General features: G+C 57.0%; 27 protein-coding genes and 2 rRNA genes. 27 read left to right on the forward strand and 2 right to left on the reverse strand.

The annotated features are described in order from the left end of the window. Positions 1–164: 164 nt before the first annotated feature. Together LVE68_RS13795 and rrf are read left to right on the forward strand one after the other, a co-directional pair. A 23S ribosomal RNA gene (locus tag LVE68_RS13795) occupies positions 165–3,045 on the forward strand. Between the two features lie 200 nt (positions 3,046–3,245). Continuing rightward, a 5S ribosomal RNA gene (rrf, locus tag LVE68_RS13800) occupies positions 3,246–3,361 on the forward strand. Between the two features lie 773 nt (positions 3,362–4,134). On the opposite strand, the gene LVE68_RS13805 is transcribed toward rrf, so the two are convergent. Continuing rightward, a complete protein-coding gene (locus LVE68_RS13805) occupies positions 4,135–4,920 on the reverse strand; it encodes a Stp1/IreP family PP2C-type Ser/Thr phosphatase (RefSeq protein WP_232940960.1) in 786 nt (261 codons plus the stop codon). A 464-nt stretch (positions 4,921–5,384) separates the two neighbouring features. Between LVE68_RS13805 and LVE68_RS13810 the strand changes: the two genes are divergently transcribed. From LVE68_RS13810 to LVE68_RS13845, 8 genes are all read left to right on the forward strand, one after another. Beyond that, the gene (locus LVE68_RS13810) at positions 5,385–5,864 is read left to right on the forward strand and encodes a glutathione peroxidase (protein WP_232940961.1); all 480 of its coding nucleotides are present in this window, start codon (positions 5,385–5,387) and stop codon (positions 5,862–5,864) included. After that, positions 5,861–6,358 carry a MarR family winged helix-turn-helix transcriptional regulator gene (locus LVE68_RS13815; RefSeq protein WP_305080384.1) on the forward strand — a complete coding sequence of 166 codons (498 nt, stop codon included), beginning with the start codon at positions 5,861–5,863 and terminating at the stop codon, positions 6,356–6,358. The genes LVE68_RS13810 and LVE68_RS13815 overlap by 4 nt, the downstream gene beginning before the upstream one ends. Positions 6,359–6,731: 373 nt before the next feature. After that, complete coding sequence (locus tag LVE68_RS13820; RefSeq protein WP_232940962.1) at positions 6,732–8,267, forward strand: 2-isopropylmalate synthase; 1,536 nt, start codon at positions 6,732–6,734, stop codon at positions 8,265–8,267. Further along, complete coding sequence (locus tag LVE68_RS13825) at positions 8,267–9,088, forward strand: hypothetical protein (protein WP_232940963.1); 822 nt, start codon at positions 8,267–8,269, stop codon at positions 9,086–9,088. Before LVE68_RS13820 ends, LVE68_RS13825 begins: the two co-directional genes overlap by 1 nt. Next, a complete protein-coding gene (gene rimI, locus LVE68_RS13830) occupies positions 9,085–9,573 on the forward strand; it encodes a ribosomal protein S18-alanine N-acetyltransferase (protein ID WP_232940964.1) in 489 nt (162 codons plus the stop codon). Before LVE68_RS13825 ends, rimI begins: the two co-directional genes overlap by 4 nt. 143 nt (positions 9,574–9,716) lie before the next feature. Beyond that, entirely contained in the window at positions 9,717–11,090 is a 1,374-nt protein-coding gene (locus tag LVE68_RS13835) for an MATE family efflux transporter (protein ID WP_232940965.1), read from the forward strand. Between the two features lie 53 nt (positions 11,091–11,143). Beyond that, entirely contained in the window at positions 11,144–12,151 is a 1,008-nt protein-coding gene (locus LVE68_RS13840) for an alpha/beta fold hydrolase (protein WP_232940966.1), read from the forward strand. 44 nt (positions 12,152–12,195) lie between these two features. Next, positions 12,196–12,573: a VOC family protein gene (locus LVE68_RS13845; protein WP_232940967.1), complete on the forward strand. Its 378-nt coding sequence runs from the start codon at positions 12,196–12,198 to the stop codon at positions 12,571–12,573. A gap of 359 nt (positions 12,574–12,932) precedes the next feature. Here the strand turns inward: LVE68_RS13845 and LVE68_RS13850 are convergent, their stop codons facing one another. After that, on the reverse strand, positions 12,933–14,702 hold the full coding sequence (locus LVE68_RS13850) for an aminopeptidase P family protein (RefSeq protein ID WP_232940968.1): 1,770 nt from the start codon (positions 14,700–14,702) through the stop codon (positions 12,933–12,935). Positions 14,703–14,860: 158 nt separating this feature from the next. On the opposite strand from LVE68_RS13850, the gene LVE68_RS13855 reads away from it, so the two are divergent. From LVE68_RS13855 to LVE68_RS13930, 17 genes are all read left to right on the forward strand, one after another. Continuing rightward, entirely contained in the window at positions 14,861–16,444 is a 1,584-nt protein-coding gene (locus tag LVE68_RS13855) for a peptide chain release factor 3 (RefSeq protein WP_232940969.1), read from the forward strand. An 89-nt stretch (positions 16,445–16,533) separates the two neighbouring features. Next, on the forward strand, positions 16,534–17,145 hold the full coding sequence (locus LVE68_RS13860) for a lysophospholipid acyltransferase family protein (protein ID WP_232940970.1): 612 nt from the start codon (positions 16,534–16,536) through the stop codon (positions 17,143–17,145). Positions 17,146–17,157: 12 nt separating this feature from the next. Then, on the forward strand, positions 17,158–17,931 hold the full coding sequence (locus LVE68_RS13865; protein ID WP_232940971.1) for a TSUP family transporter: 774 nt from the start codon (positions 17,158–17,160) through the stop codon (positions 17,929–17,931). A 16-nt stretch (positions 17,932–17,947) separates the two neighbouring features. Next, complete coding sequence (locus LVE68_RS13870; protein ID WP_232940972.1) at positions 17,948–18,298, forward strand: hypothetical protein; 351 nt, start codon at positions 17,948–17,950, stop codon at positions 18,296–18,298. A gap of 14 nt (positions 18,299–18,312) precedes the next feature. Next, the gene (locus tag LVE68_RS13875) at positions 18,313–19,719 is read left to right on the forward strand and encodes a M20/M25/M40 family metallo-hydrolase (RefSeq protein ID WP_232940973.1); all 1,407 of its coding nucleotides are present in this window, start codon (positions 18,313–18,315) and stop codon (positions 19,717–19,719) included. Positions 19,720–20,474: 755 nt separating this feature from the next. Next, positions 20,475–21,188, forward strand: a complete 714-nt coding sequence (locus LVE68_RS13880) for a hypothetical protein (protein ID WP_232940974.1) — start codon at positions 20,475–20,477, stop codon at positions 21,186–21,188. 162 nt (positions 21,189–21,350) lie between these two features. Continuing rightward, a complete protein-coding gene (locus LVE68_RS13885) occupies positions 21,351–21,659 on the forward strand; it encodes a transposase (RefSeq protein WP_232940975.1) in 309 nt (102 codons plus the stop codon). 11 nt (positions 21,660–21,670) lie between these two features. Further along, a complete protein-coding gene (locus LVE68_RS13890) occupies positions 21,671–22,264 on the forward strand; it encodes an IS3 family transposase (protein ID WP_233006725.1) in 594 nt (197 codons plus the stop codon). A 12-nt stretch (positions 22,265–22,276) separates the two neighbouring features. Further along, positions 22,277–22,477: an integrase core domain-containing protein gene (locus tag LVE68_RS18225; RefSeq protein WP_370636662.1), complete on the forward strand. Its 201-nt coding sequence runs from the start codon at positions 22,277–22,279 to the stop codon at positions 22,475–22,477. A 94-nt stretch (positions 22,478–22,571) separates the two neighbouring features. Continuing rightward, on the forward strand, positions 22,572–23,015 hold the full coding sequence (locus tag LVE68_RS13895; RefSeq protein WP_232940976.1) for a nuclear transport factor 2 family protein: 444 nt from the start codon (positions 22,572–22,574) through the stop codon (positions 23,013–23,015). Between the two features lie 112 nt (positions 23,016–23,127). Further along, positions 23,128–23,535, forward strand: coding sequence for a VOC family protein (locus tag LVE68_RS13900; protein WP_232940977.1), 408 nt, complete (start codon positions 23,128–23,130; stop codon positions 23,533–23,535). 105 nt (positions 23,536–23,640) lie between these two features. Next, a complete protein-coding gene (locus tag LVE68_RS13905) occupies positions 23,641–24,042 on the forward strand; it encodes a hypothetical protein (protein WP_232940978.1) in 402 nt (133 codons plus the stop codon). A 93-nt stretch (positions 24,043–24,135) separates the two neighbouring features. Next, complete coding sequence (locus LVE68_RS13910) at positions 24,136–24,471, forward strand: hypothetical protein (protein ID WP_232940979.1); 336 nt, start codon at positions 24,136–24,138, stop codon at positions 24,469–24,471. A 266-nt stretch (positions 24,472–24,737) separates the two neighbouring features. Next, positions 24,738–25,094: a hypothetical protein gene (locus LVE68_RS13915; protein ID WP_232940980.1), complete on the forward strand. Its 357-nt coding sequence runs from the start codon at positions 24,738–24,740 to the stop codon at positions 25,092–25,094. Between the two features lie 83 nt (positions 25,095–25,177). Beyond that, a complete protein-coding gene (locus LVE68_RS13920) occupies positions 25,178–25,648 on the forward strand; it encodes a nuclear transport factor 2 family protein (protein ID WP_232940981.1) in 471 nt (156 codons plus the stop codon). A 111-nt stretch (positions 25,649–25,759) separates the two neighbouring features. Then, entirely contained in the window at positions 25,760–26,095 is a 336-nt protein-coding gene (locus LVE68_RS13925) for a hypothetical protein (protein ID WP_232940982.1), read from the forward strand. Positions 26,096–26,192: 97 nt separating this feature from the next. Continuing rightward, positions 26,193–26,525, forward strand: coding sequence for a hypothetical protein (locus tag LVE68_RS13930; RefSeq protein ID WP_232940983.1), 333 nt, complete (start codon positions 26,193–26,195; stop codon positions 26,523–26,525). The last annotated feature ends 45 nt before the right edge of the window (positions 26,526–26,570 follow it).

Raw genomic sequence — 26,570 nt, forward strand, 5'->3', positions numbered from 1 at the left:
AACAAGGTGAAATATTTTGTAGTAATACACTGCAAGGCGAGGTTGAGTACTTAACACATACTCAACATCAATATTGTGTGTCTCTCAAGCACACAGTCCGGCGTCCGGGCCAGTTTTTGACTGAGTCTGGATGTTCAAATCGTTAGTAGTCGTTTGTGTTGTATGGTCAAGCGACTAAGCGTATACGGTGGATGCCTTGGCAGCTGGAGGCGATGAAGGACGTAGGAGCCTGCGATAAGCCCTGGGGAGTCGGCACACAGACTTTGATCCAGGGATTTCCGAATGGGGAAACCCACCTGTTTACAGGTATCCCTAACTGAATACATAGGTTAGGGAGGCGAACCCGGGGAACTGAAACATCTAAGTACCCGGAGGAAAAGAAATCAACCGAGATTCCCTGAGTAGCGGCGAGCGAAAGGGGATTAGCCCTTAAGCTCTTTATGTCTTAGTGGAAGGATCTGGAAAGTTCCGCGATACAGGGTGATAGCCCCGTACACGAAAAGGCACATTGAGTGAAATCGAGTAGGTCGGGACACGTGATATCTTGACTGAACATGGGGGGACCATCCTCCAAGGCTAAATACTCCCAGCTGACCGATAGTGAACCAGTACCGTGAGGGAAAGGCGAAAAGAACCCCGGAGAGGGGAGTGAAATAGAACCTGAAACCGTATACGTACAAGCAGTAGGAGCCCTTCGGGGTGACTGCGTACCTTTTGTATAATGGGTCAGCGACTTATTGTCTGTAGCAAGGTTAACCGTTTAGGGGAGCCGTAGAGAAATCGAGTCTTAATAGGGCGTTCAGTTGCAGGCAATAGACCCGAAACCCGGCGATCTATCCATGGGCAGGTTGAAGATTGAGTAACATCAATTGGAGGACCGAACTCACTAATGTTGAAAAATTAGGAGATGACCTGTGGATCGGAGTGAAAGGCTAATCAAGCCGGGAGATAGCTGGTTCTCCTCGAAAGCTATTTAGGTAGCGCCTCGCGTCTCACCCTCGGGGGTAGAGCACTGTTTGGGCTAGGGGGTCATCCCGACTTACCAACCCCATGCAAACTCCGAATACCGAGGAGTGCAATCGCGGGAGACACACGGCGGGTGCTAACGTCCGTCGTGGAAAGGGAAACAACCCAGACCGCCAGCTAAGGTCCCAAATACCAGTTAAGTGGGAAACGATGTGGGAAGGCCCAGACAGCTAGGAGGTTGGCTTAGAAGCAGCCATCCTTTAAAGAAAGCGTAATAGCTCACTAGTCGAGTCGGCCCGCGCGGAAGATATACCGGGGCTCAAACTGGTAACCGAAGCTGCGGATGCACTATGTGCATGGTAGAGGAGCGTTGTGTAAGCCGTTGAAGGTGAACCGGGAGGTTTGCTGGAGGTATCACAAGTGCGAATGCTGACATGAGTAACGATAAGGGAGGTGAAAAACCTCCCCGCCGGAAGACCAAGGGTTCCTGTCCAACGCTAATCGGGACAGGGTTAGTCGGCCCCTAAGGCGAGGGCGAAAGCCGTAGTCGATGGGAAACAGGTTAACATTCCTGTACTTGCAATTGCTGCGATGGAGTGACGGAGAAGGCTAGGCCAGCATGGCGATTGGTTGTCCATGTTTAAGGCTGTAGGCTGGGGGTTTAGGCAAATCCGGACCCCTAAGGCTGAGAGCTGACGACGAAGCCTACTTAGGTAGGTGAAGTGGTTGATGCCCTGCTTCCAGGAAAAACTTCTAAGCTTCAGGCAATTGCGAACCGTACTCTAAACCGACACAGGTGGTCAGGTAGAGAATACCAAGGCGCTTGAGAGAACTCTGGTGAAGGAACTAGGCAAAATGGTACCGTAACTTCGGGAGAAGGTACGCCGGCTTTGGTGATGGGACTTGCTCCCTAAGCTGAGGTCGGTCGAAGTGACCAGGTGGCTGCGACTGTTTATTAAAAACATAGCACTCTGCAAACACGTAAGTGGACGTATAGGGTGTGACGCCTGCCCGGTGCCGGAAGGTTAATTGATGGGGTTAGCTTCGGCGAAGCCCTTGATCGAAGCCCCGGTAAACGGCGGCCGTAACTATAACGGTCCTAAGGTAGCGAAATTCCTTGTCGGGTAAGTTCCGACCTGCACGAATGGCGTAACGATGGCCACGCTGTCTCCACCAGAGACTCAGTGAAATTGAAATCGCTGTTAAGATGCAGTGTACCCGCGGCTAGACGGAAAGACCCCGTGAACCTTTACTACAGCTTTGCACTGAACTTTGAGCCTACTTGTGTAGGATAGGTGGGAGGCTTTGAAACTGTGACGCTAGTTGCAGTGGAGCCGTCCTTGAAATACCACCCTGGTATGTTTGAGGTTCTAACCCAGGTCCATTATCTGGATCGGGGACAGTGTATGGTGGGTAGTTTGACTGGGGCGGTCTCCTCCCAAAGAGTAACGGAGGAGTACGAAGGTGCACTCAGCATGGTCGGAAATCATGCAATGAGCATAATGGTATAAGTGCGCTTGACTGCGAGACAGACATGTCGAGCAGGTACGAAAGTAGGTCATAGTGATCCGGCGATTCTGTATGGAAGGGTCGTCGCTCAACGGATAAAAGGTACTCCGGGGATAACAGGCTGATACCGCCCAAGAGTTCACATCGACGGCGGTGTTTGGCACCTCGATGTCGGCTCATCACATCCTGGGGCTGAAGCCGGTCCCAAGGGTATGGCTGTTCGCCATTTAAAGTGGTACGCGAGCTGGGTTTAGAACGTCGTGAGACAGTTCGGTCCCTATCTGCCGTGGGCGTTGGAGATTTGAGAAGAGTTGCTCCTAGTACGAGAGGACCGGAGTGAACGAACCTCTGGTGTTCGGGTTGTCACGCCAGTGGCATTGCCCGGTAGCTATGTTCGGACGGGATAACCGCTGAAAGCATCTAAGCGGGAAGCCTCCTTCAAGATGAGATCTCCCTGGGACTTCGAGTCCCCTAAAGGGCCCTGGAAGACTACCAGGTTGATAGGCTGGGTGTGGAAGCGTTGTGAGGCGTTGAGCTAACCAGTACTAATTGCCCGTGAGGCTTGACCATACAACAGAGATGGTTACTGACGATTGGCGCAAGCCGATGGACTGTGAGCAAGAGACATACGACTTGCGGTGTATTACTACAGAATGTTTCACCGACTTATTTGGGGTTACCGTTGATCGGAAGATCATGCAAACGGCGGTAACAGGTAGCGCAGGGCACAGAAACAGCCCGTAAGACCGACACCAACCCAAGCCAGTTTGCCTGACGACCATAGAGTTGTGGAACCACCTGATCCCTTGCCGAACTCAGAAGTGAAACGCAACATCGCCGATGGTAGTGTGGTGATTCGCCATGTGAGAGTAGGTCATCGTCAGGCTTCTAAATAAAAGAAAAGGCCACCCAATTGGGTGGCCTTTTTTTTATTTAAAAACTCCGACGGTGAATTAGTGCCGAGCATCTATGAGAGTAGGGCTAAACCGCGCGCAGACGAAGCACAGCTTCGTGCACGGTTTAGCGACCGGCCATGGATGGCCGGGCCGGGGCCAGATCGAACAATCTGCAGCTGCGCCAGGGATGGCGACTCAACAGCCCATCGCCCCTGCATGCAGGCTTCAATTGCAAAAGCCCTGATCGCTAACGCGGTCAGGGCTTTTTTTATGCCTTCAGATGACCGGTTCCTGTTTCGCAGAAAGCTGATGATGACTCGGGCCTGTCCGAACAAACAGCTGCCGCGCCATGGACGGCGACCAAGAGGCCCTGCGCCTCTGCATGAAGGCTTCTATCCCAAAAGCCCTGATTGCTTAGGCGGTCAGGGCTTTTTTATTGCCGGCGTCTACTTACCGCCCCTTCCGGAAACCGGCGCATTTTTACCCTATTAGCCCAGGCGGACGGGATAGGGCGTGTCGGGATCCATACCCATAGGTTATTCACAGGTCTATCCAAACCTTCTGTTGGTAACCTGGACCGGGGTAATTTTGCGGTGAATCCCGGCGGGGGCTGTGGACTAATTCAGCCCGCCTGGGTTTGTTCAGGGTTTACATGTAAAAGTGCAGGCTAACCGGGGCTGGCGCGCCGGACGTAACAGCTAGCAGCCCTAAATCGTGTTCGACGTGAGGACCGGGTGGGTAGAGGCTGGCTGGGACGAAGTGCTCAAACGGCCTCGCACTGGAACTCAATCATGCCAGCACTGATATTGTCCTTCCCGCCCATCCTGTTGGCTTCATCGATAAACCGGCGCGTGCATGTCAGTGCCGGGCGATGCGAGTTCAGGATTCTTTCCAGGCTGTTGTCATCCAGGTAGTCCGTCAGGCCGTCGCTGCAGAGCAGCAACAGGTTGTAGCCGGTCAACCGACGACTGTTAATGGATGGAGTGACTTCTGGGGTTACTCCCAGCGCGCGGGTAATCTGGTTGCGCAGTGTGGAGCGTCGCCCTTCCTCTTCGGTCAACTGGCCGCGGTCGATCAGCTCCTGCACATAACTATCATCCCGGGTCAGGCGTTGTATGCCCTGCTCAGACCAGAGGTAGGCACGGGAGTCCCCGACATGGGCGACCACCAGGAAGTCGCGCCAGATTGCCGCTGCGACAATGGTCGTGCCCATCTGGGCATGATCGGGTGTTGCCTGTTTCGCGTCGAGGATAAGCTGGTTGGCGGAGCATACGGCGGTAAGGAGGTTGCTGCGAATGGCCTCTTCCTGCTGGCGCGTTGGGGTAGCGAGGAAGTCACCGCTTATCAGCCGGGCAAGGCATTTCCTGATAGTTTCGGTGGCGATGGCACTTGCCCGCGCGCCGCCGCGGTGCCCGCCCATGCCATCAGCCAGAATCACAAAAGCAAAAGGGTGATCAGGGTCTTCCCAGTGGCATATGCAGTCTTCGTTCTCTTCCCTGAATAATCCAATATCAGTCTGTCCATCGACAGCCAACCGTACAGACGCCATCGCAGCGCGGCTCCTTTATACCTGGTTGTTACTTCTCCATTAGCAGTCGCGGGATCACTACCTGGCCGAAAGCGGCCGAAAGCCCCAACTCACTGCAAGATACGTTATTTGGGGCACGAGCTTAACCGGGTGTAAGAGCATGTAATAACTGTGCTGAATAATGGTGCAGATCCCTGGTAACAGGCGGACACGGGCTGCTTCGCCGTCCGTTATTGACGGGTTTTACAGGAGAGAGCAGCGTCCCCCGGCTGTATTTCCCCAACCGGTTTTTCCCGCGCACCGATCCCGCGCACCGTCAGGTGACGAGTCCTGGCGACCGCCGTGGGGAGACCAGGGTGGCAATACAACAGCTGCCCGGATGCCGCATTCTTGAAAATTCAGTTGTAAGCAATTAGATTGTGCACAATTGAATGCGGTAAATTGCCGTATCGAGTACAAAAGCAGCCAAATCAGGAGGTGATGCAATGAGCGATCTGTTCAGTATTCCGGTGAAGGCCCAGGACGGCAGCGAAACCTCGCTGGCCGAGCACAAGGGCAAAGTGCTGCTTGTGGTCAACACGGCCAGCAAGTGTGGATTTACTCCGCAGTACAAGGGCCTGCAGTCCCTGTATGAAAAGTACCGTGATCGCGGGCTGGAGGTGCTGGGTTTCCCCTGCAACCAGTTCGGTGGCCAGGAGCCGGGTGGGGATGATGAGATCCAGGAGTTCTGCGAACTTAACTTCGGTGTTTCCTTCCCGCTGTACTCCAAGCTGGAGGTGAATGGCCCGGGGGCGCACCCGCTCTTCAGCGAACTCAAGCAGCAGGCACCTGGCATCCTGGGTACCGAGCGGATCAAGTGGAACTTCACCAAGTTCCTGGTAAACCGCGAAGGACAGGTGGTGAAGCGCTTTGCGCCCAAGGACAAGCCGGAAGCGCTGGAGGACGAAATCGAGGCGCTGCTGTGAGCGACGCCGGCAGGCCGGCGTTTCCCTGCGATAGCGGGGATCCGCTGGCGCTGGACGGCCAGTTGTGTTTTGCCCTTTATGCCGCCTCCCGGGCAATGACCCGTGCCTACCAGCCGATGTTGCGGGACCTGGAGCTGACCTACCCCCAGTACCTGGTTCTACTGGTCCTCTGGGAGTGGGATGCCGCTGCGGCGCGCGGTGAATCGCCGGATGTCGGGGTCGGGGCCCTGGGCCGACGCCTGATGCTGGATTCCGGCACCATCACGCCCCTGCTCAAGCGCATGGAACAGCGCGGCCTGGTGAGCCGGTGGCGGGCTTCCCGCGACGAGAGGGTCACCCTGGTCGCCGTCACCGATAGCGGCCGTGCCCTGAAGCCGCGTGCCCAGGAGTGGGTTGAGCGACAGCTCGCTTCCTCGGCAGTCACCCGTGAGGAAGTGGAGTCGTTGCGGGGCCAGCTGTGGCAGTTCCTGGAAAAACTGGGGAGCTCCGGTTGAGTCTCCCCACCTCTCGCCCCAGGCGTCTCCCGAGTCTGTGAGTCGTACCCTTTCGCCTAATATTCCTGAAAAAATAGGACTGGCATCCTTTAAATTGCTCTTCACCTTTCATTATTAGGATGAGTGTTGACGCCTGATTGAGGGGCGGCGCATAATGCGGGCAGTTAACACAACGTCCAGATGGTCATGTTTACCAATCACTTCAAATCCTGGCATCTCTACCGCGCCCTAGCTTTCTCGCTACGACTGCCCGGCGGCGGCAGATAATTTTATTCCTTCCCCGTCACACAGAATTCCACACTTATTGTTGGTCAATGCGTAGACAGCCTGTGAGCGGCTGTTTAGCCTCGAGCCATAGCTTGGAGAGAGCCAGATGAACACTAAAAAAGATAAATTAGTCATTTTCGATACCACCCTGCGTGACGGCGAGCAGAGCCCCGGCGCGTCCATGACCAAAGACGAGAAAATCCGCATTGCCAAGATGCTGGAGCGGATGCGGGTCGACGTTATCGAGGCCGGATTCGCCATCGCCAGTCAGGGTGACTTCGATGCCGTGCAGGCGGTTGCGGAAGCCGTCAAGGACTCCCGCGTGTGCAGCCTGGCACGTGCGGTGGGGCCGGATATCATCCGCGCCGGCGAGGCCCTGAAGAAAGCCAACGCCTCGCGTATCCATACGTTTATCGCCACCTCGCCAATCCACATGAAATACAAGCTCCAGATGGAGCCGGAAAAAGTGCTGGAGCAGGCGGTGGCAGCGGTGAAGCACGCGCGCCAGTTTACCGATGATGTGGAGTTTTCCCTCGAGGACGGCAGCCGTTCCGAGCCGGATTTCATGTACCGCATCATCGAGGCGGTGATTGCCGCCGGTGCCGGCACCATCAATATCCCCGATACCGTGGGTTACGGTGAGCCCGGTGAGTACGGTGCCATGTTCCGGCGCGTGATCGAGAACGTGCCCAATTCCGACCAGGCTATTTTCTCCACCCACTGCCACAACGACCTGGGCCTGGCCGTGGCCAACTCCCTGTCCGCGGTGATGAACGGCGTGCGCCAGGTGGAGTGCACCATCAACGGCCTGGGCGAGCGGGCCGGTAACGCCTCGCTGGAGGAAATCGTAATGGCGGTGCAGACCCGCCATGACCTCTACCCGGTGGAAACCCGTATCGATCCCAGCCATATCGTGCCCACCTCGCGCATGGTTTCCTCCATCACCGGTTTCCCGGTGCAGCCCAACAAGGCAATTGTGGGGGCCAATGCTTTTGCCCATGAGTCCGGTATCCACCAGGACGGCGTGCTCAAGCACCGCGAGACCTACGAGATCATGCGGGCCGAGGACGTTGGCTGGGGTAATAACCGCCTGGTGCTGGGCAAGCATTCCGGCCGCGCCGCGGTAAAGGCCCGCTACGAGGAGCTGGGCCACAGCTTTGACGACCCGGCCGAGTTCCAGCTGGTGTTCCAGCGTTTCAAGGACCTGGCTGACAAGAAACACGAGATCTTCGATGAGGACCTGCAGTCCATCATGGCCGGGGCCCAGGAGCCGGTGGAGCGCTACCGTCTCGGGTCCATCGATGTGCACAGTCGCAGCGGCAACCGCCCGCGGGCGCAAATGCAGATCCTGATCGATGGCGCCGAGGTGAATGCGGAAGCGGACGGCAGCGGCCCGGTGGATGCCACCTTCAAGGCCATCGAGTCAGTGGTGAAGAGCGCCGCCGACCTGAAACTGTACTCGGTCAATGCCGTTACCCAGGGTACCGACTCCCAGGGCAGTGTGACCGTGCGGCTGGAACGCGACGGCCGGCTGGTCAACGGTGTCGGTGCCGATACCGATATCCTGGTTGCCTCTGCACAGGCCTACCTGGATGCCTTAAACTTGCTCGCCAGTGGAGAAAGCAAGAGAAAGGGCGTCTGATGCACGAACGACATCGCGCGGAATACCTGCAGGCGCTGGGCGTCACCAGCTATATGCCGCGCTTTGTAATGCCGCTGGCACCGGAGCCGCGCCAGGCGCAGCTGCCGCCAGCGGAGCCGGAAGAGGGCGCGGGGCAGGCCGGCAGCCCGCTGCCACGCTCGGCCGCCCAGCTGGTTGAGGCGCCCCCCGAGCCGGTGCCCACCCCGGTTGCGGATGCCGGCACCGCTCCCCCGCCGCCATCGCCATCCGCGCCACAGCCGGAAGTGCTGCGTGAGGTAGGCGCTATCACGCGCGAGACCCGGGCTGAGCCCGCACCCGCGCGCCCCACCGAGCTGGCGCCTCCGCGCCAGGAAGTGGAGCCCTTTGTCCTCAGCTGCTGGTGGCTCGGCGATGAGCTGCTGGCAGTGGACAGCCGCGAGCCCGGTGCAGCGCTGCCGGTGGACGCGCTGTTCAACAATATGGTTCGGGCCCTGGGCTGGCATGAACTGCCGCGGGAGCAGGATCGCCTGCGCTGGCCGCTGGCGGAAAACCGCTTTGCCGGCCCGGCCGCTGCCAGCGACGCCCGCGATACCTGTTCCAGCTGGCTGGAGGCCGCCAGCGCGCGCCGCCCGGTCAAGTCCATCTGGCTGATGGGGTCCCAGGCACACCAGTTCTGTTCCCCGATCCCCCTCGATGGCACCGGGCAGCAGACCAGTGACTGGAATGGCATCCGCCTGCTGGCCATGCCCAGTCTCAGTGAACTGCTGCGTGAGCCCGGTGGCAAGCGCGACGTCTGGCAACTGCTGCGGCAGAGCTATCCCGAGCAGACCCGCAGCCGGTGATCCCCCCCGCCAATTCTACCGCCGCCGATTTCCCGGTCGCCGGTGCGCGACTGCGCGCGGCGGGCGCCGCCGACAGTGTTGCGCTGGCGCAACTGGCACATAGTGCTCACAGCCATCCCTGGAGCGAGCGCCAATACCTCGACAGCCTGGAAGCCGGCCATGCAACCTGGTTGCTGGAGAGCGCGGCGGGCGAGCTGATAGCCTGTTGTGTGGTTTCACAACTTTTTGATGAGGCCGAGATCCTGGATGTGGCGGTCGCCCCCCGCTGGCGCCGGCGTGGCATTGCACGGGCCCTGCTGCAACAGGTTATCGACCGGCTTCCGGAGGGCACCAGCCGCCTGCTGCTGGACGTACGTGCCTCCAACGAGGCCGCCCGCGGCCTCTATGCGGGACTGGGCTTCGTCGAGGACGGGGTGCGCCGCAACTACTATCCCGCTACCGGCGGCGGTCGCGAGGATGCCATCCTGATGAGTTGTGCGCTCTAGCCTCAGGGCCTGGCAGTAATCTCTCCGTCGGGGCATCTCGCCGAGAGTCGCCGGACCCCGCTGGCAAGACACTGGTAGAATACCGGCATTCATCGCAAACCAATGTAGCCGCGGCGGCCTGCCCGCTGCGCCCAGGGTATTTCATGGCGTTATCCGGCAAAAATCCCTCACTGCTCGAAGGCCCCGTTGCGGGACACCTGCAACGCCTGGCGCTCCCCATGGTGTGGGGCATCCTCGCCACCATGTCCTTCAATGTGGTGGATACCTATTTCGTGGCACAGCTGGGCAACGCCCAGCTGGCGGCGATGAGTTTCACCTTCCCGGTGGTGATGGTGATCAACGCCTTTGCCATCGGCCTGGGGGCGGGGACCTCCTCGGCGGTGGCACGGGCCTACGGTGCCGGTGACCTGGAACGGGTGCGCCGCCTGGTAACCGACGCCGCCATGCTGGCATTCCTGGTGGCGCTGGCGATCAGTGTGGTGGGGCTCGCCACCATCAAGCCGCTGTTCCGGCTGCTGGGGGCGGAAGAGGCGATGCTGCCGCTGATCGCCGACTATATGGTGCCCTGGTACCTGGGCGCGACCTTCGCGGTCGTGCCCATGGTGTGCCTGTCGGCCCTGCGCGCCATCGGCAACAGCTGGGTCACCGGGCGGATCATGGTGGCGGTTGCCCTGTTCAACCTGGTACTGGACCCGCTGTTGATCTTCGGGCTGCTGGGCTTCCCCCGACTCGAATTGCAGGGCGCCGCCCTGTCCACTGTGATCGCCCGCGGTGTCAGCTTTGTCGCCGCCCTCTATTTCCTGATCCGCAAGGAGCACCTGCTGGCCGCACCGCAGCTGCGCCCGGCGGCCCTGCTGCAGTCCTGGCGCACGGTCCTCAAGGTGGGGCTGCCGGCCATTGCGACCAATGTGATTATCCCCATGGCCGGCGGTGTGGTGGTGGCGCTGGTAGCCGTGCACGGCGCAGAGGCGGTGGCCGGCCTCGGTGTGGCCCTGCGGATCGAGCCGCTGGCGCTGATCGTGTTCTACGCCCTGTCGTCCGTGGTCGGGCCATTTATGGGGCAGAACGCCGGTGCCGGCAAGGTGGACCGCATGCGGGAGACCGTGAGTGTGCTGGCCCGTTTCTGCGTGGGCTTCGGCCTGCTGCTGGCGGCGGTGCTGTATGTTGCCGGGGAACCCCTGGTGCGCCTGTTCAGTGACTCGGGCGAGGTGATCGCGGTGGCGGTGGCCTACCTCACACTGGTGCCGTTCAGTTATGCCGGGTATGGTTTCGTGATGTCCGCCAACGCGTCCTTCAATGGCCTGGGCCGGCCGCTGCCGGCGACCCTGATTTCCTTCCTGCGGGTACTGGGTATCTACTTGCCGCTGGCGTGGGTCGGCAACCAGGTGTGGGGAATCACCGGCCTGTTCGCAGCCACGGCGGCTTCCAACCTGCTGTTGGGGGTTCTGGCCTGGTGGTGGTTGCGTCGTACCGTGAGCGGACATGAATACAGTGAGGCACACTTGCAGGCCCAGTGACGGTAGCCACCGCTGCCGCCGCAGAAACAATAACAAGAATGCGGAGTTGCACCATGCACAAGTTGAACCTTTTCCTCGGCGCGCTGTTGCTCAGTGTCGCCGCTGGCGCTGCCCCGGCTGACCCTGGCAAGGGTGCTGCCGCAAAAAGCGCCCCCAATCCCTTCGACAGCCACCCGATCCACTTTGCGGCCGTGAATGAGGTGTCCATTGCCTACCAGGATATGGGCCCCCGTGATGCCGAGCCGGTATTGCTGGTGATGGGGCTGGGCGCGCAGATGCTGCACTGGGGCGACACCCTGGTGCAGGGATTGCTGGATGCCGGGTTCCGGGTGGTGCTATTTGATAACCGCGATGCCGGCCTGTCACAGAAGTTCTACGACCTCTCTGCACCTCCGGTGTGGTGGACCATGGTCAAGGACAAGGTCGGCCTGGACCCCGACCCGGCTTATACACTGGAAGACATGGCCGCGGATGCCATCGGCCTACAGGACGTGCTGGGTATCGAGCGCGCCCATGTAGTGGGCGCTTCCATGGGTGGCATGATTGCCCAGGTGATCGCAGCCCGGTACCCGCAGCGCCTGCGCAGCCTGACTTCCATTATGTCCAGCTCCGGTGCGGCGGGATTGCCGGAGGCGCAGCCGCAGGCCCTCGAGGCCCTGGCCAGCGCCGCGGAGCGCGCGCCCAACCGGGCGGAGGGTATCGAAAAGGGAGTGGCTATCTCCCGGGCACTGGGGTCCCCGGAATACTTCGATGAGGCCGATGCCCGGCAGCGGGTCGAGCGTGTCGCCAACCGCGGTGGCTTTGGCCCGGGCATGGTGCGGCAGTTCGAGGCGATTGTCGCCAGCGGTGATCGCTCGGCGCTCCTACAGGAAATTGACGTCCCCACACTGGTGATCCACGGCGCGGCGGACCCGCTGCTGCCGGTGGCCCACGGCCGTGACACGGCGGAGAAAATTCCCGGTGCAGACTTTGTCGCCATCCCCGGCATGGGCCACACCTTTGGGCCGGTCGCCAGTGAGCGTGTGCTCGGAAAACTGGTGCCCTTCCTGGAGAACCACTGAGAAAAGGCTGTAAAACAACCTGGTTCAGGGCAGGGAGCATAACGATGAAGATGGAACTCGGCGCATTCTCGATCAGCCTCGCGGTAAAGGACCTGGAGAAGTCCAGGGCCTTTTATGAAAAGCTGGGGTTCGAGTCTCTGGGCGGAGACCCCGCGCAGAAATGGCTGATCCTGAAGAATGGCGATCACGTGATCGGGCTTTTTGAGGGGATGTTTGAGAAAAACATCCTGACCTTCAACCCGGGCTGGGACCAGGGCGCGAACAGGTTGCCCGCGTTTACGGACGTGCGGCAGTTGCAGAAAGCGCTCAGGGGGCAGGGCGCGACGTTCAGCGAGGAAGCTGATGAGTCATCTTCCGGGCCAGCGTATTTCGTGATGGAAGACCCGGACGGCAACCCGATACTGGTAGACCAGCATGTATAGGTATTGTTCGCCTCGCCCTTCCCGGGAGGGACGGGCCAACGGTTGATCAGGAGCCAGTTCCGGCCAGTCCACCGTGACCGGAAGAAAATCCACACAAGGCCAGCGAAGGGTAGAAATAGTATGAGGGCGAAAACGGCAACATTCTGCTGTATCGGGGTGTCGGTACTCTTTGCCCTGTCAATTGTCCTTTGCGCCCACTTTCTCCAGGGGAGCGACAATACAGGCCTGGTGACCTATTTCCTGGTGGCGGCCTGGTTTGTGCCTTTCTCTTATTTCAGTCGCCTAGCGGCAAGGGCCATAAATAGCTGAACCGCCACACTGGCCAGCCATTGGTGCGGCCGGTGTGAGGTTTTTCGCTGTCAGTGGAGCGGCTGTGTGGCCTCTTTCAGCCAGGCCCGGGTCTTCTTGTTGACCAGCGGCAGCAACGTCTCGCACACACGCTGGTGATAGTTGTTCAACCAGGCCAGCTCCTGCTCGGTGAGCAGCTCGCGTTTGACCAGGCGCTGGTCGATCGGCGCCAGGGTCAGTTCGCTGAATTCAAGGAAGCCGGGGTGCTGCTCGCTCTCCTTCACATAGACCAGGTTCTCGATACGGATACCGTACTGGCCGGTGAGGTAGAAGCCGGGCTCGTTGGACAGGATCATGCCCGCCCGCAGCGCCACACCGCTGCTCGCCTTGCCGATCCGCTGTGGCCCCTCATGTACGCTCAGGAAGCTGCCGACCCCATGGCCGGTGCCGTGGGCGTAATCCAGCCCGGCGTCCCACAGTGACTTGCGCGCAAAGGCATCGATCTGCTCGCCACAGGTTCCGGCAGGGAAGCGCAGGGCAGCGATGGCGATGTGGCCCTTGAGTACGCGGGTGAAATGCTCGCGGGCGTGTTCGGGAAAGTCGCCGAGCGCCACCGTGCGGGTGACATCGGTGGTGCCGTCCGGGTACTGGCCGCCGGAGTCGATCAGGTAGAGGCCCTCGGGCTTCATGGTGAGGCTCGACTCGGGGCTGACCCGGTAGTGCACGATGGCGCCGTTGGGGCCATAGCCGGAGATGGAGTCGAAGCTGTCGTCGGTAAAGCCCTCGCGCTGCTCCCGTTTCTCCCGCAGCAGCCGTACCGCCTCCAGCTCACCAAAACTCCCGGCAGCCACTTTTTCTGGCAGCTCTGCCAGGAATTCGCACAGGGCGGCGCCGTCGCGCTCGTGGGCGGCCTGCGAGCCCGCCAACTCGGCCGGGTTCTTGAGCGCCTTGGCGGCGGTAATGGGGTCGCGTTCCAGCAGCAGTTCCATCTCCCGGGCGCGCAGCTGCTGCAGGGTCCAGCGGTTGGCCAGCCCCGGGTCCACCCAGATCTTTGCCACATGCTGGCGCCGGGCGGCGTCGAACAGTGATTCCTTGTCGTGCACCAGGCTCACATCGTTGCCCAGGTGCCGGCGCAGTGCCTCGCCGGTGGCGGCCTCCGCCAGGTAAAGGGTGGCGCTGCCATCGCGGTAGAGAATGGCGCAGGACAGGGCGACTGGAAGATGCGGGATGTCGTCACCGCGAATATTGAACAGCCAGGCGCACACCTCCGGGTTTGCCAGCCACAGGGCGTCGGCGGGCTTGTCCGCCAGCAGCTCGGCGATGCGTTTGCGCTTGCTGGCCGAGTCCTCGCCGGTGAAGGTCTCGGGGTGGGGACGCGCGGCGCCACTGGGGCTGGTTGGCCGGTCGGCCCAGATCGCATCGATGGGGTTGGTCTCCAGCGGGCGCAGCTCGATCCCCCGTTCAGTCAGGCGTTTGGCCAGTGGCGCCAGGCCCGGTTCGGTGTGCAGGCGCGGGTCGTAGCCCAGCGCATCGCCGGCCCTGAGGTTGTCACACAGCCAGCGGGCAATAGCCTCGGCGTTCAGGTCCTGCTGCTCGATGGGCTGGTCGCCGATCTGCTGCTGGGCCTGGATGGTATAGCGCCCATCCACAAACAGGGCGGCCCGGTCGCCTGCCAGCGCTGCCAGGCCGGCGGAACCGTCAAAGCCGGTCAGCCAGGCCAGTCGCTCGTCGGAGGCGGGCACATACTCGTTCTGGTACTCGTCACCGCGGGGGACCAGGAACCCCTGCACCTGCTGACCCGCCAGTTCCTCGCGCAGCGCCTGTAAGCGTTCACTACTCATGCAGCCTCCGAAACCTCTTGCCTTTAGTGGACCGAACGGCTCGCGCGGTCGCTAATCTCTGGAAACGCGCAGTGTAGCGGACTGGTCTCTTTCATGCCCGCTGCCGTGTATAATGCGCGCCTTCTTTTTGTACAGACGTCGAGTCGATTTTCTAGATTATGGGCCAGAGTTCCTCCCTGGCGGGCATTGGCGGCCGCCGTACCTTCGCCATCATTTCTCACCCGGACGCCGGTAAGACGACCGTGACCGAAAAGCTGCTGCTGTTCGGGAACGCCATCCAGCTGGCGGGCTCGGTCAAGGGCAAGAAGGGCCCGCACGCCCGCTCGGACTGGATGACCATGGAGCAGGAGCGGGGCATTTCCGTGACCTCGTCGGTCATGCAGTTCCCGTACCGGGACCGCACGGTCAACCTGCTGGATACCCCGGGCCACGAAGATTTCTCGGAGGATACCTACCGGGTACTGACCGCCGTGGACTCGGCGCTGATGGTGATCGATGGCGCCAAGGGCGTCGAGGACCGCACCATCAAACTGATGAACGTGTGCCGCCTGCGCACCACGCCGATCCTGTCGTTTATCAACAAACTCGACCGCGATATCCGCGACCCAATCGAGGTGATGGACGAGATCGAGGAAGTGCTGGATATCCAGGCCGCACCCATCAACTGGCCGCTGGGCTCCGGCCAGCACTTCAAGGGTGTGTACAACCTCTATACCGACACCATCCATGTGTTCAAGCAGGGCCAGGGCCACACCATTCCCGAGGATATCCAGATCCAGGGGCTGGACAGTGACGAGGCCACCGAGCTGCTGGGCGAGTACGCCGACGAGATCCGCGAGGAGATCGAGCTGGTCCGGGGCGCCACCCACGAATTCGACCTGGAGGCCTACCTGGCGGGCAAGCTGACCCCGGTATTCTTCGGTACTGCACTGGGCAACTTCGGCGTGCGCGAGATGCTCGATGGCTTTGTCGAGTGGGCCCCGGGCCCCCAGCCGCGCGAGACCAACGAGCGCACTGTGACCCCGGATGAGAAAAAGTTCTCCGGTTTCGTGTTCAAGATCCAGGCAAACATGGACCCCAAGCACCGGGACCGCATTGCCTTTATGCGCGTCTGTTCCGGCACCTATCATCGCGGCATGAAGATGAAGCATGTACGCATCGGCAAGGATGTGAAGATCGCCGATGCGGTGACCTTCATGGCCGGCGACCGTACCCACGTGGAAGAGGCCATTGCCGGCGATATCATCGGCCTGCACAACCACGGCACCATCCAGATTGGCGATACCTTTACCGAGGGCGAGCAGCTCAAGTTTACCGGTATCCCCAACTTTGCCCCGGAGCTGTTCCGCCGCATCCGCCTGAAGGACCCGCTGAAGCTCAAGCAGCTGCAGAAGGGCCTGCAGCAGCTGTCCGAGGAGGGTTCCACCCAGGTATTCTTCCCGCTGGACACCAATGACATCATCGTTGGCGCCGTGGGGGTGCTGCAGTTCGAGGTGGTGGCCTACCGCCTGAAGGACGAGTACAAGGTGGAAGCCATTTACGAAAACGTGAATGTACACACGGCCCGCTGGGTGGACAGCGAGAGCGGCAAGGAGCTGGATAACTTCAAACGCAAGGCCAGCACCAACCTGGCGCTGGACGGGTCTGGCCACCTGACCTACCTGGCGCCCACACGGGTGAATCTGCAGCTGGCGGAAGAGCGCTACCCGGAGATCCGCTTCTACGCCACCCGCGAGCACTGATTATTCCCGCTCCCCTTGTCCCGGGGGGCGGAGAAACAAACTTGTAGCAGCCTGCCCGCAGGCGAGAGCAGTCACGAGAGAACAATAAAGTGAGCACGATTCCAGAAAATATACCCGAAGAGGTGCCGCGCATTGGTAACGGGTTCACCAGCGGCGTGGGCCTGTTGTTTATCAAGATGCTGGGCTGGCGCTTCGAGGGCAACCTGCCCGCGGAAAAGAAGGTGATGGTGGCCCTGGCCCCGCACACTTCCAACTGGGATTTTGTGGTGGCCATGCCGATGATCCTGGCGCTGAGGGTGAAGATCTCTTTCATGATGAAGAAAGAGGCCTTCTTCTTCCCGTTCAAGCGACTGTTCATGTGGCTGGGCGGCCTGCCCACCGACCGCAGCTCTCCCCGTGGCCTGGCCCAGCAGATGTCCAGGGCCTACCGCAGCAACGACAAGATGTGGATGGCAATCACTCCCGAGGGAACGCGCAAAAGGGTGAGCAAGTGGAAAACGGGCTTCCTGCGCATCGCCTACGCGGCGGACGTCCCGATCCTGTTGATCGCCTGGGACTTCCCCAACAAGCGGATCTGCGTGGACTCCCTGTACCAGCCTACCGGCAACCTGGATGAGGACATGGCCGAGATCCAGCGCCGCTTCGCCAGCTACCGCGGGCGCAAGCCGGAAAACCAGACCCCGGTCACCGGGGATAACTGATCCCGGAGCACTGTGGAAGCGATCGCCGGCGAGCTGTCACTGTTTACCTACCTGATACTGTCCGCAGTGGCCTTTGCCGCGGGCTTTATCAGTGCAATCGCCGGCGCCGGCGGCATGATTACCCTGCCGGCACTGCTGTGGGCGGGCATCCCGCCGCTGGACGCCCTGGGCACCAACAAGTTCCAGAGCGTGTTCGGCACCCTGTCTTCGGCGATCAACTACTTCCAGAAGGGCCACCTGGACCTGCGGCCGCTGTGGCCGGGCCTGTTCGCCGCCATCGGCGGCGCGGCGCTGGGTACCTGGAGCGTTACCCGGCTGGGTGGTGAACAACTGCAGGTACTGCTGCCGATCCTGCTGATTGCCATCGCGGTGTATTTCGCCTTCTCACCGCGTATTGCCGACGTGGATTCCCAGCCGCGGATGCGCAACGGCACCTTCAACCTGTTTGTGGGTGGGGGCATCGGCTTTTACGGCGGCTTTTTCGGGCCCGGCATGGGCTCGTTCTACGCGCTGGCCTTCGCCGCGCTGCTGGGATACAACATGCGCAGGGCAACCGCCCACACCAAGCCGCTGGTGCTGGCCACCAATGCCACCTCCATGGTGATCTTTATGGCCGGCGGGCACCTGTTCCTGTGGCTGGCACTGTGCATGTCCGCCGCCCAGGCGGTGGGGGCCCGGCTGGGCTCCAACCTGGTGGTGGCCCGCGGCGCGCAGCTGGTGCGCCCGGTGATCATCCTGGCCACCATCGCGGTGGCGGCGCGGCTACTGGTCGATAACCTGGGATAAGCGGAGAGAGCGCCATATGACGGTGGTACTGACCCTGCTGATTTCATTTGCAACCTTTGCCCTGATAGTCTGGGCACTGATGCATATGCGCACCCCGCGTTTCCGCATGGAAAGGGAACAGTTTGTGCAGGGGCTGGAGGACGTGATTACCGGGCAGGCGGATGACAACGAGTGGCGGGTGCTGACCGGCTACCCGATGCGCCACGACCCGGAACTGGAAGAGGTCCGCCTGCAATGCCTCGAGATCGAGGAAAAGGAATATACCGGGCAGATGCCCTACCTGTTTACGGAGGCCGGCCTGGATCGCCTGCGCGAAGTACGTGAGCAGTTACTGACAACCGAACCTGACAAGAACCTGAAGAAGTAATCAAGGATAACCACATGCTGAAACCATTGCTGTCCCTGACCGGGGGCCTGGTCGCGGCCCTCGCGGTCAGCGCACTGCACGCCAAGCCGCTCTCTGATGAAGACCTGTCGGTGGCCGAGGTCCTGCGTGACCGTGCCCTGGAAACCTCCGATGCCTACAGCATTGTCGAGTCCCTGACCGTGGAAGTGGGTCCGCGCCCCGCCGGTTCCGCCGGCGACCGCCGCGCCGTGGCCTGGGCCCAGGAAAAAATGAAGGAACTGGGCTTTGACCGCGTCTACACCGAGCAGATCGAGGTCCCGCGCTGGAACCGTGGCCACGCCCACGCGCGCGTCACCGCGCCTTTCCCGCAACCGCTGGTAGTGACCTCCCTGGGTTACTCCGTGGGTACCCCGGAAGGCGGCATCACCGCCGAGATCGTGGAACTCCCGGACGTCGAGGCCCTGATGAAGGCCCCGGCCAGCAAAGTGAAGGGCAAGATCGTATTTATCAACAAGCGCATGGAGCGCACCCGCACCGGTGAGGGCTACGGCCCGGTCGTGGGTGGCCGCAGCCAGGGGATGCGCAACGCCGCCGAGAAAGGCGCCGCTGCCCTGATGATCCGTTCCGTGGGCACCGATTCCGACCGCTTCGCCCACACCGGCATGATGTCTGTCGAGGGCGTCGACAACCCGGTGCCGGCGCTGGCCCTGTCCGCCCCGGACGCCAACCTGCTGGAGGCCATGCTGGAGCGCGGCAAGCCGGTGGAAGTAAAACTGGATGTACACAACCAGCGCCTGGAAGACGGCCCATCGTTCAATGTGATCGGCGAAATCACCGGCCGTGAGAACCCGGAAGAGGTGATGGTCATCGGTGCCCACCTGGACTCCTGGGATGAAGGCACCGGCGCCCTGGATGATGGCGCCGGCGTGGCCGTGGTAATGGAAACCGCGCGCCTGATCGCCGAGCTGCCGCAGCGCCCGCGCCGTACCCTGCGGGTGATCCTGTACGGTGCCGAGGAGATCGGCCTGGTGGGTTCCAAGCAGTACGTCGAGGCCCACCAGGACGAGCTGGACAACATCATTGCCGTGTCCGAATCTGATTTCGGTGCCGGCAAGATCTGGCGCTTCGACACCCGCCTGCCGGAGACCAAGTTCGACATCGCCGACCAGATGATGCAGCTGCTGGCCCCGCTGGGCATCGAGCGCGGCAACAACAAGTCCTACGGCGGTCCGGACAGCAGCGTCTTCGTGGCCCAGGGCGTACCGGCCTTCGGCCTGTACCAGGACGGTACAGACTACTTCGACTACCACCACACGCCCAACGACACACTGGACAAGGTGGACCCGGAGAACCTGAAGCAGAACGTAGCGGCCTGGGTGGTAATGTCCTTCCTGGCCACAGAAATGGAAGGCGACCTGGGACGCGTGCCGACCGAGCACTGATTCCCCATGTCTGGACATCAGTACCAGTTGCGCCAAAACCCCGCCCTGTGCGGGGTTTTTTGTGCCCGTTTGCCTGAATAAGTGCCGTGTTCAGAAGCCACAGGCTTATGAACAAGGTGTCGGGCCACCTAACTCGCTGATTTAAAGGGACTTTCCAGAAAAGACTTCGTGTTCAAGAGCCAGCCCGGCTGCAGTTCTAACAGGTTGGGGGCTCATTAATGCAAGTGGAATATATTTGAAGAAAGTCTATCAGATTGATTTTATAGGGGATTTGGATTTGCCATTGTGCTCCACCTGCGAGATAAAGAGCCAAATGGATATAGAGCCACTGGCTTCTGAATAAAACTGTTATATATCATGAATAGCCAAGCAGAAAAAACGCGTAAATTTGTAAGTTCACTGACTAGCATACTGTTCGCAGTATCGGCGTTAGGTGCTCCTCTGTTAATTGTATTCGCGATATTCAATGGCTATTTTGAAGAAGTCATCCTCTTTCTTTTATTGCTCTTGTTTGTTGTTTCAACTTTCGCGTTGTTTATGATATTTCGGCTAAGAACGAAGGCAGTTACGGCATCGCCTGTAAAGAAGTTCGGATACATCATCCTTGGTGTGTTTGCTCTAGCTATCGCAAGTTACTCCGCATTGGTTTCATTTAGTGCGGCGTATAGGCTGGTGGTAGGGTGATATATAACAAACGCAAGCAGGATGCTCCGGCCCTTCGGGCCTACGCGGGGCGTTATGACTCAAGGAGACCCATGGCACATTTAAATAAATCGCTAATTCTGTTACTTCTAACTATCTTCATGGCTGGATGTAATTTTCAAGCCAAGGATATGCAATTAATAGAAATAAAGGCCTTGCCTGATGACGAGCAAAATGATCAAGTTGCTCAGGCACTAATGTACTATTCCCCAGCCTATTTTATGCACCACATTCCAAGTATTACCAAAGAAAACGGCTCTGCGGTTCAACCTGGTTATGTTCGACCTTCAGACGAAAATATATCTTATTTTAGAGTGTTCTATGTTTTATCTAACAGCAATTTGAAGTTATCCGCAGTTAACTCAATTAAAAAAGAATTTGAAAGCCACATTCCTATAATGGCTAAAAACCATGCCTCGGTATGGGAGTTACAAGAAAAGGAATCTGCTAAAAAAGCAGAATGGCTCAAAAAATTTTTGAATAGTAGTGACACTGAAGTTTTCAGAGAGGATCTTTCTCAACAGCTCCCAATCGATTACCAAGATCACTTTTTGAAAACCCCGAAAAACACTCAAGAGAAGCTGGGGCTTATAGAGACCACTACCTATCTAAGGTATCAATATTATAAACCTTTTGGTGAATTCAAAGAGCAACTAGTTCTAAATTACAAAGTAACCTTTGATAAAGGGCGTAGCGCTTTGGTAAATGTTTCTCTTGATAAAGAGAAAAAGGTTTCGCTAATTGAAATTGTGCCACTAAAGGCATAACAAAGCCGTTAAGAAAGGACGCAAAAAGCTTGGCTTGCACTCATTCTTCGCTAATTATAGCCAAGCATTTTCCGCCTCTTGCGGCGGCGTTATATAAAAGACTTACCCACGATTAGTAGACACCCTGTATAGTTAGGTTTCGGCCTAACACGGAGGTGTACCATGGGTAAGAAGAGAGCTCAGGCGTATACGGAAGAGTTTCGCAGGGAGGCAGTAAAGCGGGCGGAGAGGCCCGGGGCGCCCACGGCTTCAGTGGCGAGGGAGCTCGGTGTCAGCGCGCAGCAGATTTATAACTGGCGAAGGCAGTTCAATCGGCTGTCAGAGAAGCAATTCAATAGCCGGGATGGCGTAGATTATTCGAAGCAAGAGAGCGCCGAGGTGCGCCGCCTTGGGAAGGAGCTGCATGAAGCGCGCCAGGAGGTCGAGTTTCTAAAAAAGGCAGCTGCGTACTTTGCGAACCACCAAGAGTAAAGTACGCACTGATACGCGAGCATGCAGGGTTGTACCCGATCCGCTTGATGTGTCGGTGCCTGGAAGTGTCGGCTTCGGGCTATTACCGTTGGATCGGCCGAGAGGAAAGCCCTCAGGCGATCCGCAGGAAGTGGATTACCGAGCGAGTGAAGGGCACGTTTGAGACCTTAAAGGCTCGTTATGGTGCTCCCAGAATCGCCCGTGAGCTTCTCGAGGCAGGGATCGCTTGCTCTACCAACTATATCGCTGGAATCATGCATAAAGAGCATATCCGGGCGAGGAACGGGAAAGGATTTCCCTGCAGCAGGCCCGTCGAAGGTAGAGTCAACGTTGCTGCCAACTTGCTGAAGCGATGCTTCCAGGTGGATAGCCCTAATTGTCGCTGGACTAGCGACATCACCTACATCTGGGTGAAGGACCGATGGCTGTATCTCGCTGTGGTGATGGACCTGTATTCGCGTCGCATCGTCGGATGGGCACTGGATACCCAGATGACCGAAGAGCTTACGCAGCGAGCATTGAAGATGGCCCTGCAGCAAAGGAATTCAAAGCCGGGCTTGATCGTGCATTCAGACCGGGGCATTCAGTATCGAGCGCAGGGGTAGCAGGACCTGCTGATGAAGAATGGCTGCCGATCCAGCATGAGCCGCCAGGGAAACTGCTGGGACAATGCAGCGATGGAGTCATTCTTCAGTCGCCTAAAAGTGGAGCTGGTTTACGCAGCGAACTTTGGAAGTATCAATGATGCGAAATCTGGGGGGTTTGAATACATCGAGATTTTCTACAACAGGGTACGTAGACACTTTACACTAGGTTAAATAAGTCCAGCTAAGTATGAGCGCAAATTCGCGGAGTTATAGTGTCTACTTTTTGTGGGTAAGACCAGTTTCTAAACTAGAATGGTGCAATTAAATGTTTCATAAAGTTTTTCCAGTATTCTTTACTGTAATTTTTATTTCTTTTGGGGCTAGCGCATCAACTGATGGCAATAAAGAGCTTGTGACGAATTTTTACAACGAAGTTATTCTCCGTGCTGGGCATGAGGCAATTGACAAATATATTGGGGATCAATATATCCAGCATAACCCTAATCTTTCTGATGGCAAGGAAGCGTTAAGAAGCTTCATAAAGAGTGTCAACCCGGGTTCAACTCAAACAGAACCATCTGGTGAAATTGTACGAGCCATAGCAGAAGGCGACTTGGTCGTACTTCATGTTAAACACTATCGCTGGCCAGGAAAAAACGGTGGCGCAATAGTAGATATTTTTAGAGTGGCCGATGGTAAGATTGTTGAGCACTGGGATGTAATTCAAGCTGTTCCAGAAAAATCAGCCAATGAAAATACAATGTTCTGATGTTTATTGCTTATCACTAAAAACATAACAATCCACTGTATCCGACATCTCACACTCTGATCTGTAACCACTTTTGTGGACGTTATGTGTGAAAAGTAGAACGGAGAAACAGATGAAATCCATTAAGACCTCACTCATGTTTGTAGGGGAGCAGGCTGGAAAAGCCGAGGAGGCGATCAAGTTTTATACCTCTCTATTTCCTGGTTCAGAGATCATTGATCTTCAGCGCTACGAAGCTGGCGAGAATGAACCAGAAGGTTCTACCAAGATGGCTAGGTTTACGATAAACGGCACTGAGTTTATGGCGTTGGACAGCCATCTTGACCACCAATTTACCTTTACACCCTCGATGTCATTGTACGTTGAGTGTGAATCAATGAGCGAAATAAAGAAGGTATTTCGGGCCCTCGCCGAAGGTGGCTCAGAGCTAATGCCTTTGGATGACTACGGTTTTAGCCAAATGTTTGGATGGTTGAATGATAGGTTTGGCGTTTCCTGGCAGCTCAATCTGTCGAGCTAGGTTGATGACAGCATCAACACATAACCATGCGCAGCCTCCGGTTGCCGGACGCTCGCAAGTTCGCGCCAGTGTGCGCGGCGTTATGAGCAGCAATCGGTACAAGAAATGAGAAAAGCAATATCATTTGTGACGATCCTATCGCTAAGCTTCGTAAGTCATGCAAATAGCGGAATAGAAGGAAGTTGGGAGTTGGAAGGGAACAGTGATAGATATTTTTTTGGAATAAATATTGCAAAAAGTGGCGATCACTTTACAGGCACTTATTGTGCAGTAGCACAGGGAGGCCTAAAAATGGATTGTGGAATTGATGAAGAAAAGGAATTTCTGATAAAGGAAGTATCATGCGCTAAGTATGAGCTTGAGTTTGAATCTCATTTCTCCGAAAGTAAAGGGAGAGCTTCCCTATCATTGCAAGAAGGAATTCTAACCTGGAGCTTGCTATCCGCACCTAAAGGCGAGCATTACGTCCCTACGGAGGCAAGGCTACATGCCAGTAGCGGCACATAACAAGCGCCTGTTGCCGTCCCTGCGGGGCTGGGACGTCCTATCCAATACTTCTCAGCTCCAAGTCCGCCCCAAAGCCGGGCGTTAACTGTAAGTATGAGAAAAGTACTTCTATTTATTTTGGTTCCTTTGACATTTTTGGCCTACCTTACAGCTTTTGGAGTGTTCGAAAGCTATGGTGGAATAGAGAAATTAAGCAAGAAAACTGGGTGGTTGTCACGAATAGTATTTTATCCACTGACATATGATGTTCCTGAAGGCTGGACACAAGATATTTCACGAGTTCTCGTCATCCCCGCAGCTATTCTATTCTTTGCAATGTCTATTGTTAGATACGCTCAAATGCTTTGTTCTAATACAGTATCAAAGGCTGTATCAACATTATTTGCCATGATGTGTAGCGGATGCATTTATTTGGCATTAGCTCAGTGAATTTATTGCAGTTAACAAGGCTGGCAAGGAGACATACGCTCCGGTGTTTAAATTTATGCCGATTGCCACGCTGGCATAAATTTAAATACCTACCCTGCGAACACTTCTAATGGAGTAGCAGGTAGGTCATGGCAAGGAAAGGTGTTACTGCAGCTGATTTTATGAAGCAGCTGGAGGCGGACACTCAATGTACCGCGCGCCGCCAAGAAAAAGAGGCATAAATTGAAAAGCTGGCGGCGGAATGCAAAGCTGATGAAAAAGGGATCTTGGCTGAATTAGACGAAATTGGTACAAACGTCAATTATGTTTGGGATCTGGTGAACAATGGGCCTAATCCGCCGTTGAAAACCAGTTTCATAGGGAGTTACGAAATCGCGTATCCGATTCTGGCTCGGCACCAGGGTATCTCGCACCACAAGCGCATTCGTGAGGGCCTCATAAGAGCCCTATCTGAACCTGATGCTTGTGAAGTGGCTGCACAACCGCTCATTGAGCAGCGTTGGGTTGAATCAAAGAAATCACTCCGTTGGGTCATAGTGAAAGGGCTTGAGGTGATGCTACCCCGAGTGGAGTTGCAGCGTTGCCCTGAAATTCAAGAGGCGTTTGATGTTGGGTATCTTTAACCAGTTGGTGAAGCCTACCGGTAATTCGCTGCGTCCCGACGGCTTAACCAAGGCATTATTTGCAGCATGAAAAGGAAGATAAGATGAATAAAGTATTTTTGTTTATAGTTGCGGTACTGTTGTCAGCTGTGTCTTCGGCAAAAGAGCCAGAATTTGACGCTGAAAAATTTGCAAATGAATACTTTCAGGCTTTTGTAGCCACTCAAGCGCCAGATGCTAAACCAGAAGATATTGAAAACTATCTATCTTTGCTAAAGGATGATGTAGGGAGCCAACATATACCTTTTGATACTGATGACTCTCGAAAGCCAGATGGAAAAGTTAGGATGCGCAAAGGCATGACGTACTATTTAGGCTCCCATGACAAGTATAAAGCTGAGCTTCTTGATGTAGTCACATTTGGCAAGAATGGTATGGCAATCCGCTACACGCAGGAGGCCAGCGGTGTGCATCCCGATAACGGTAAATACAACAGTTACAGCAATCAGTTGTTAGTCGTCCTGGAGGTAGAGGAGGGCAAAGTTGGTGTCATACGTATTTACAATGTCCAGTAGACCGCACATAACAGGTGCAGGCAGTCTGCTTCGGCCCTTCAGCCCTCCGTGGGGTGGCCTACGCTACGCTTCGGCCGCCTCTTTTGCGAACGTTAGGTGTAAGGAGCAAGAATGAACGCTGATGAAATGTTCCCTGTCTTCTTTGGTATATGGGGTGTCTTGGGTCTTATTGGCTTCGTCATATTCTTTTTGGGAAAGGATGCTCAGCTCAAGCGTAAGTTGTGGAAGCCCTTTGTAATAGCTACTGGTGCTCTGTTTATCGGTTTTGTTTGCTTTATGGGCTTCGGAGGTGAAACTCTATATATAATGGTGCCAGCCACGGTATTGATTACCTTCCTTAATATTAGGTCAACAAAGTTCTGTGATGCATGCGGCAAAACTATTATCAACCAAAATTTTTTAGTCGAACCGGAGTTTTGCTCAAAGTGTGGAGAAAAATTGCAGTGAGACATTGGGAAAGCGCCAGTACGGTTGCGTACTGGTCTCGTTGCGCACGCAACAATTTTCCCGCCTAGGCTGGTTCTCAAGTGATGGAGAGTCGGAGATGGGTATTGCTATTTTGGGGTGCCTGGTTTTGGTTGTTAGCGTTCTACAGATACGATTTCCGGGGTTGGCCAGGACATTGAAAAATTCGGAGCCTGAAATATGGGAGAAATTGGGTTCACCTTCTGGCTATTCCTTCTCGGACCTGGGAAATACTTTTTCTCTATATGCCTGGGTCCTTTCAAAAAAATTCCTGGATTCCGAAAAGTCAATAATTATTGAGGAAGGCGAGAGGGCTCTTAAAAAGGCGCGTCTAGTAAGATGTGGAATTATTGTCGGCGTTGCACTAATTGTTTCAGGTTTCGCTCTAGTCCTGGTGCAGTCTATTGCTTAGCAAAGGCTGGTGGTTAGGCTTGAAGTCTTAGGTCCTCTGCGGGAT

Origin of the sequence: Microbulbifer sp. YPW16 (assembly GCF_021290385.1) — a bacterium.
GTDB lineage: Bacteria > Pseudomonadota > Gammaproteobacteria > Pseudomonadales > Cellvibrionaceae > Microbulbifer > Microbulbifer zhoushanensis.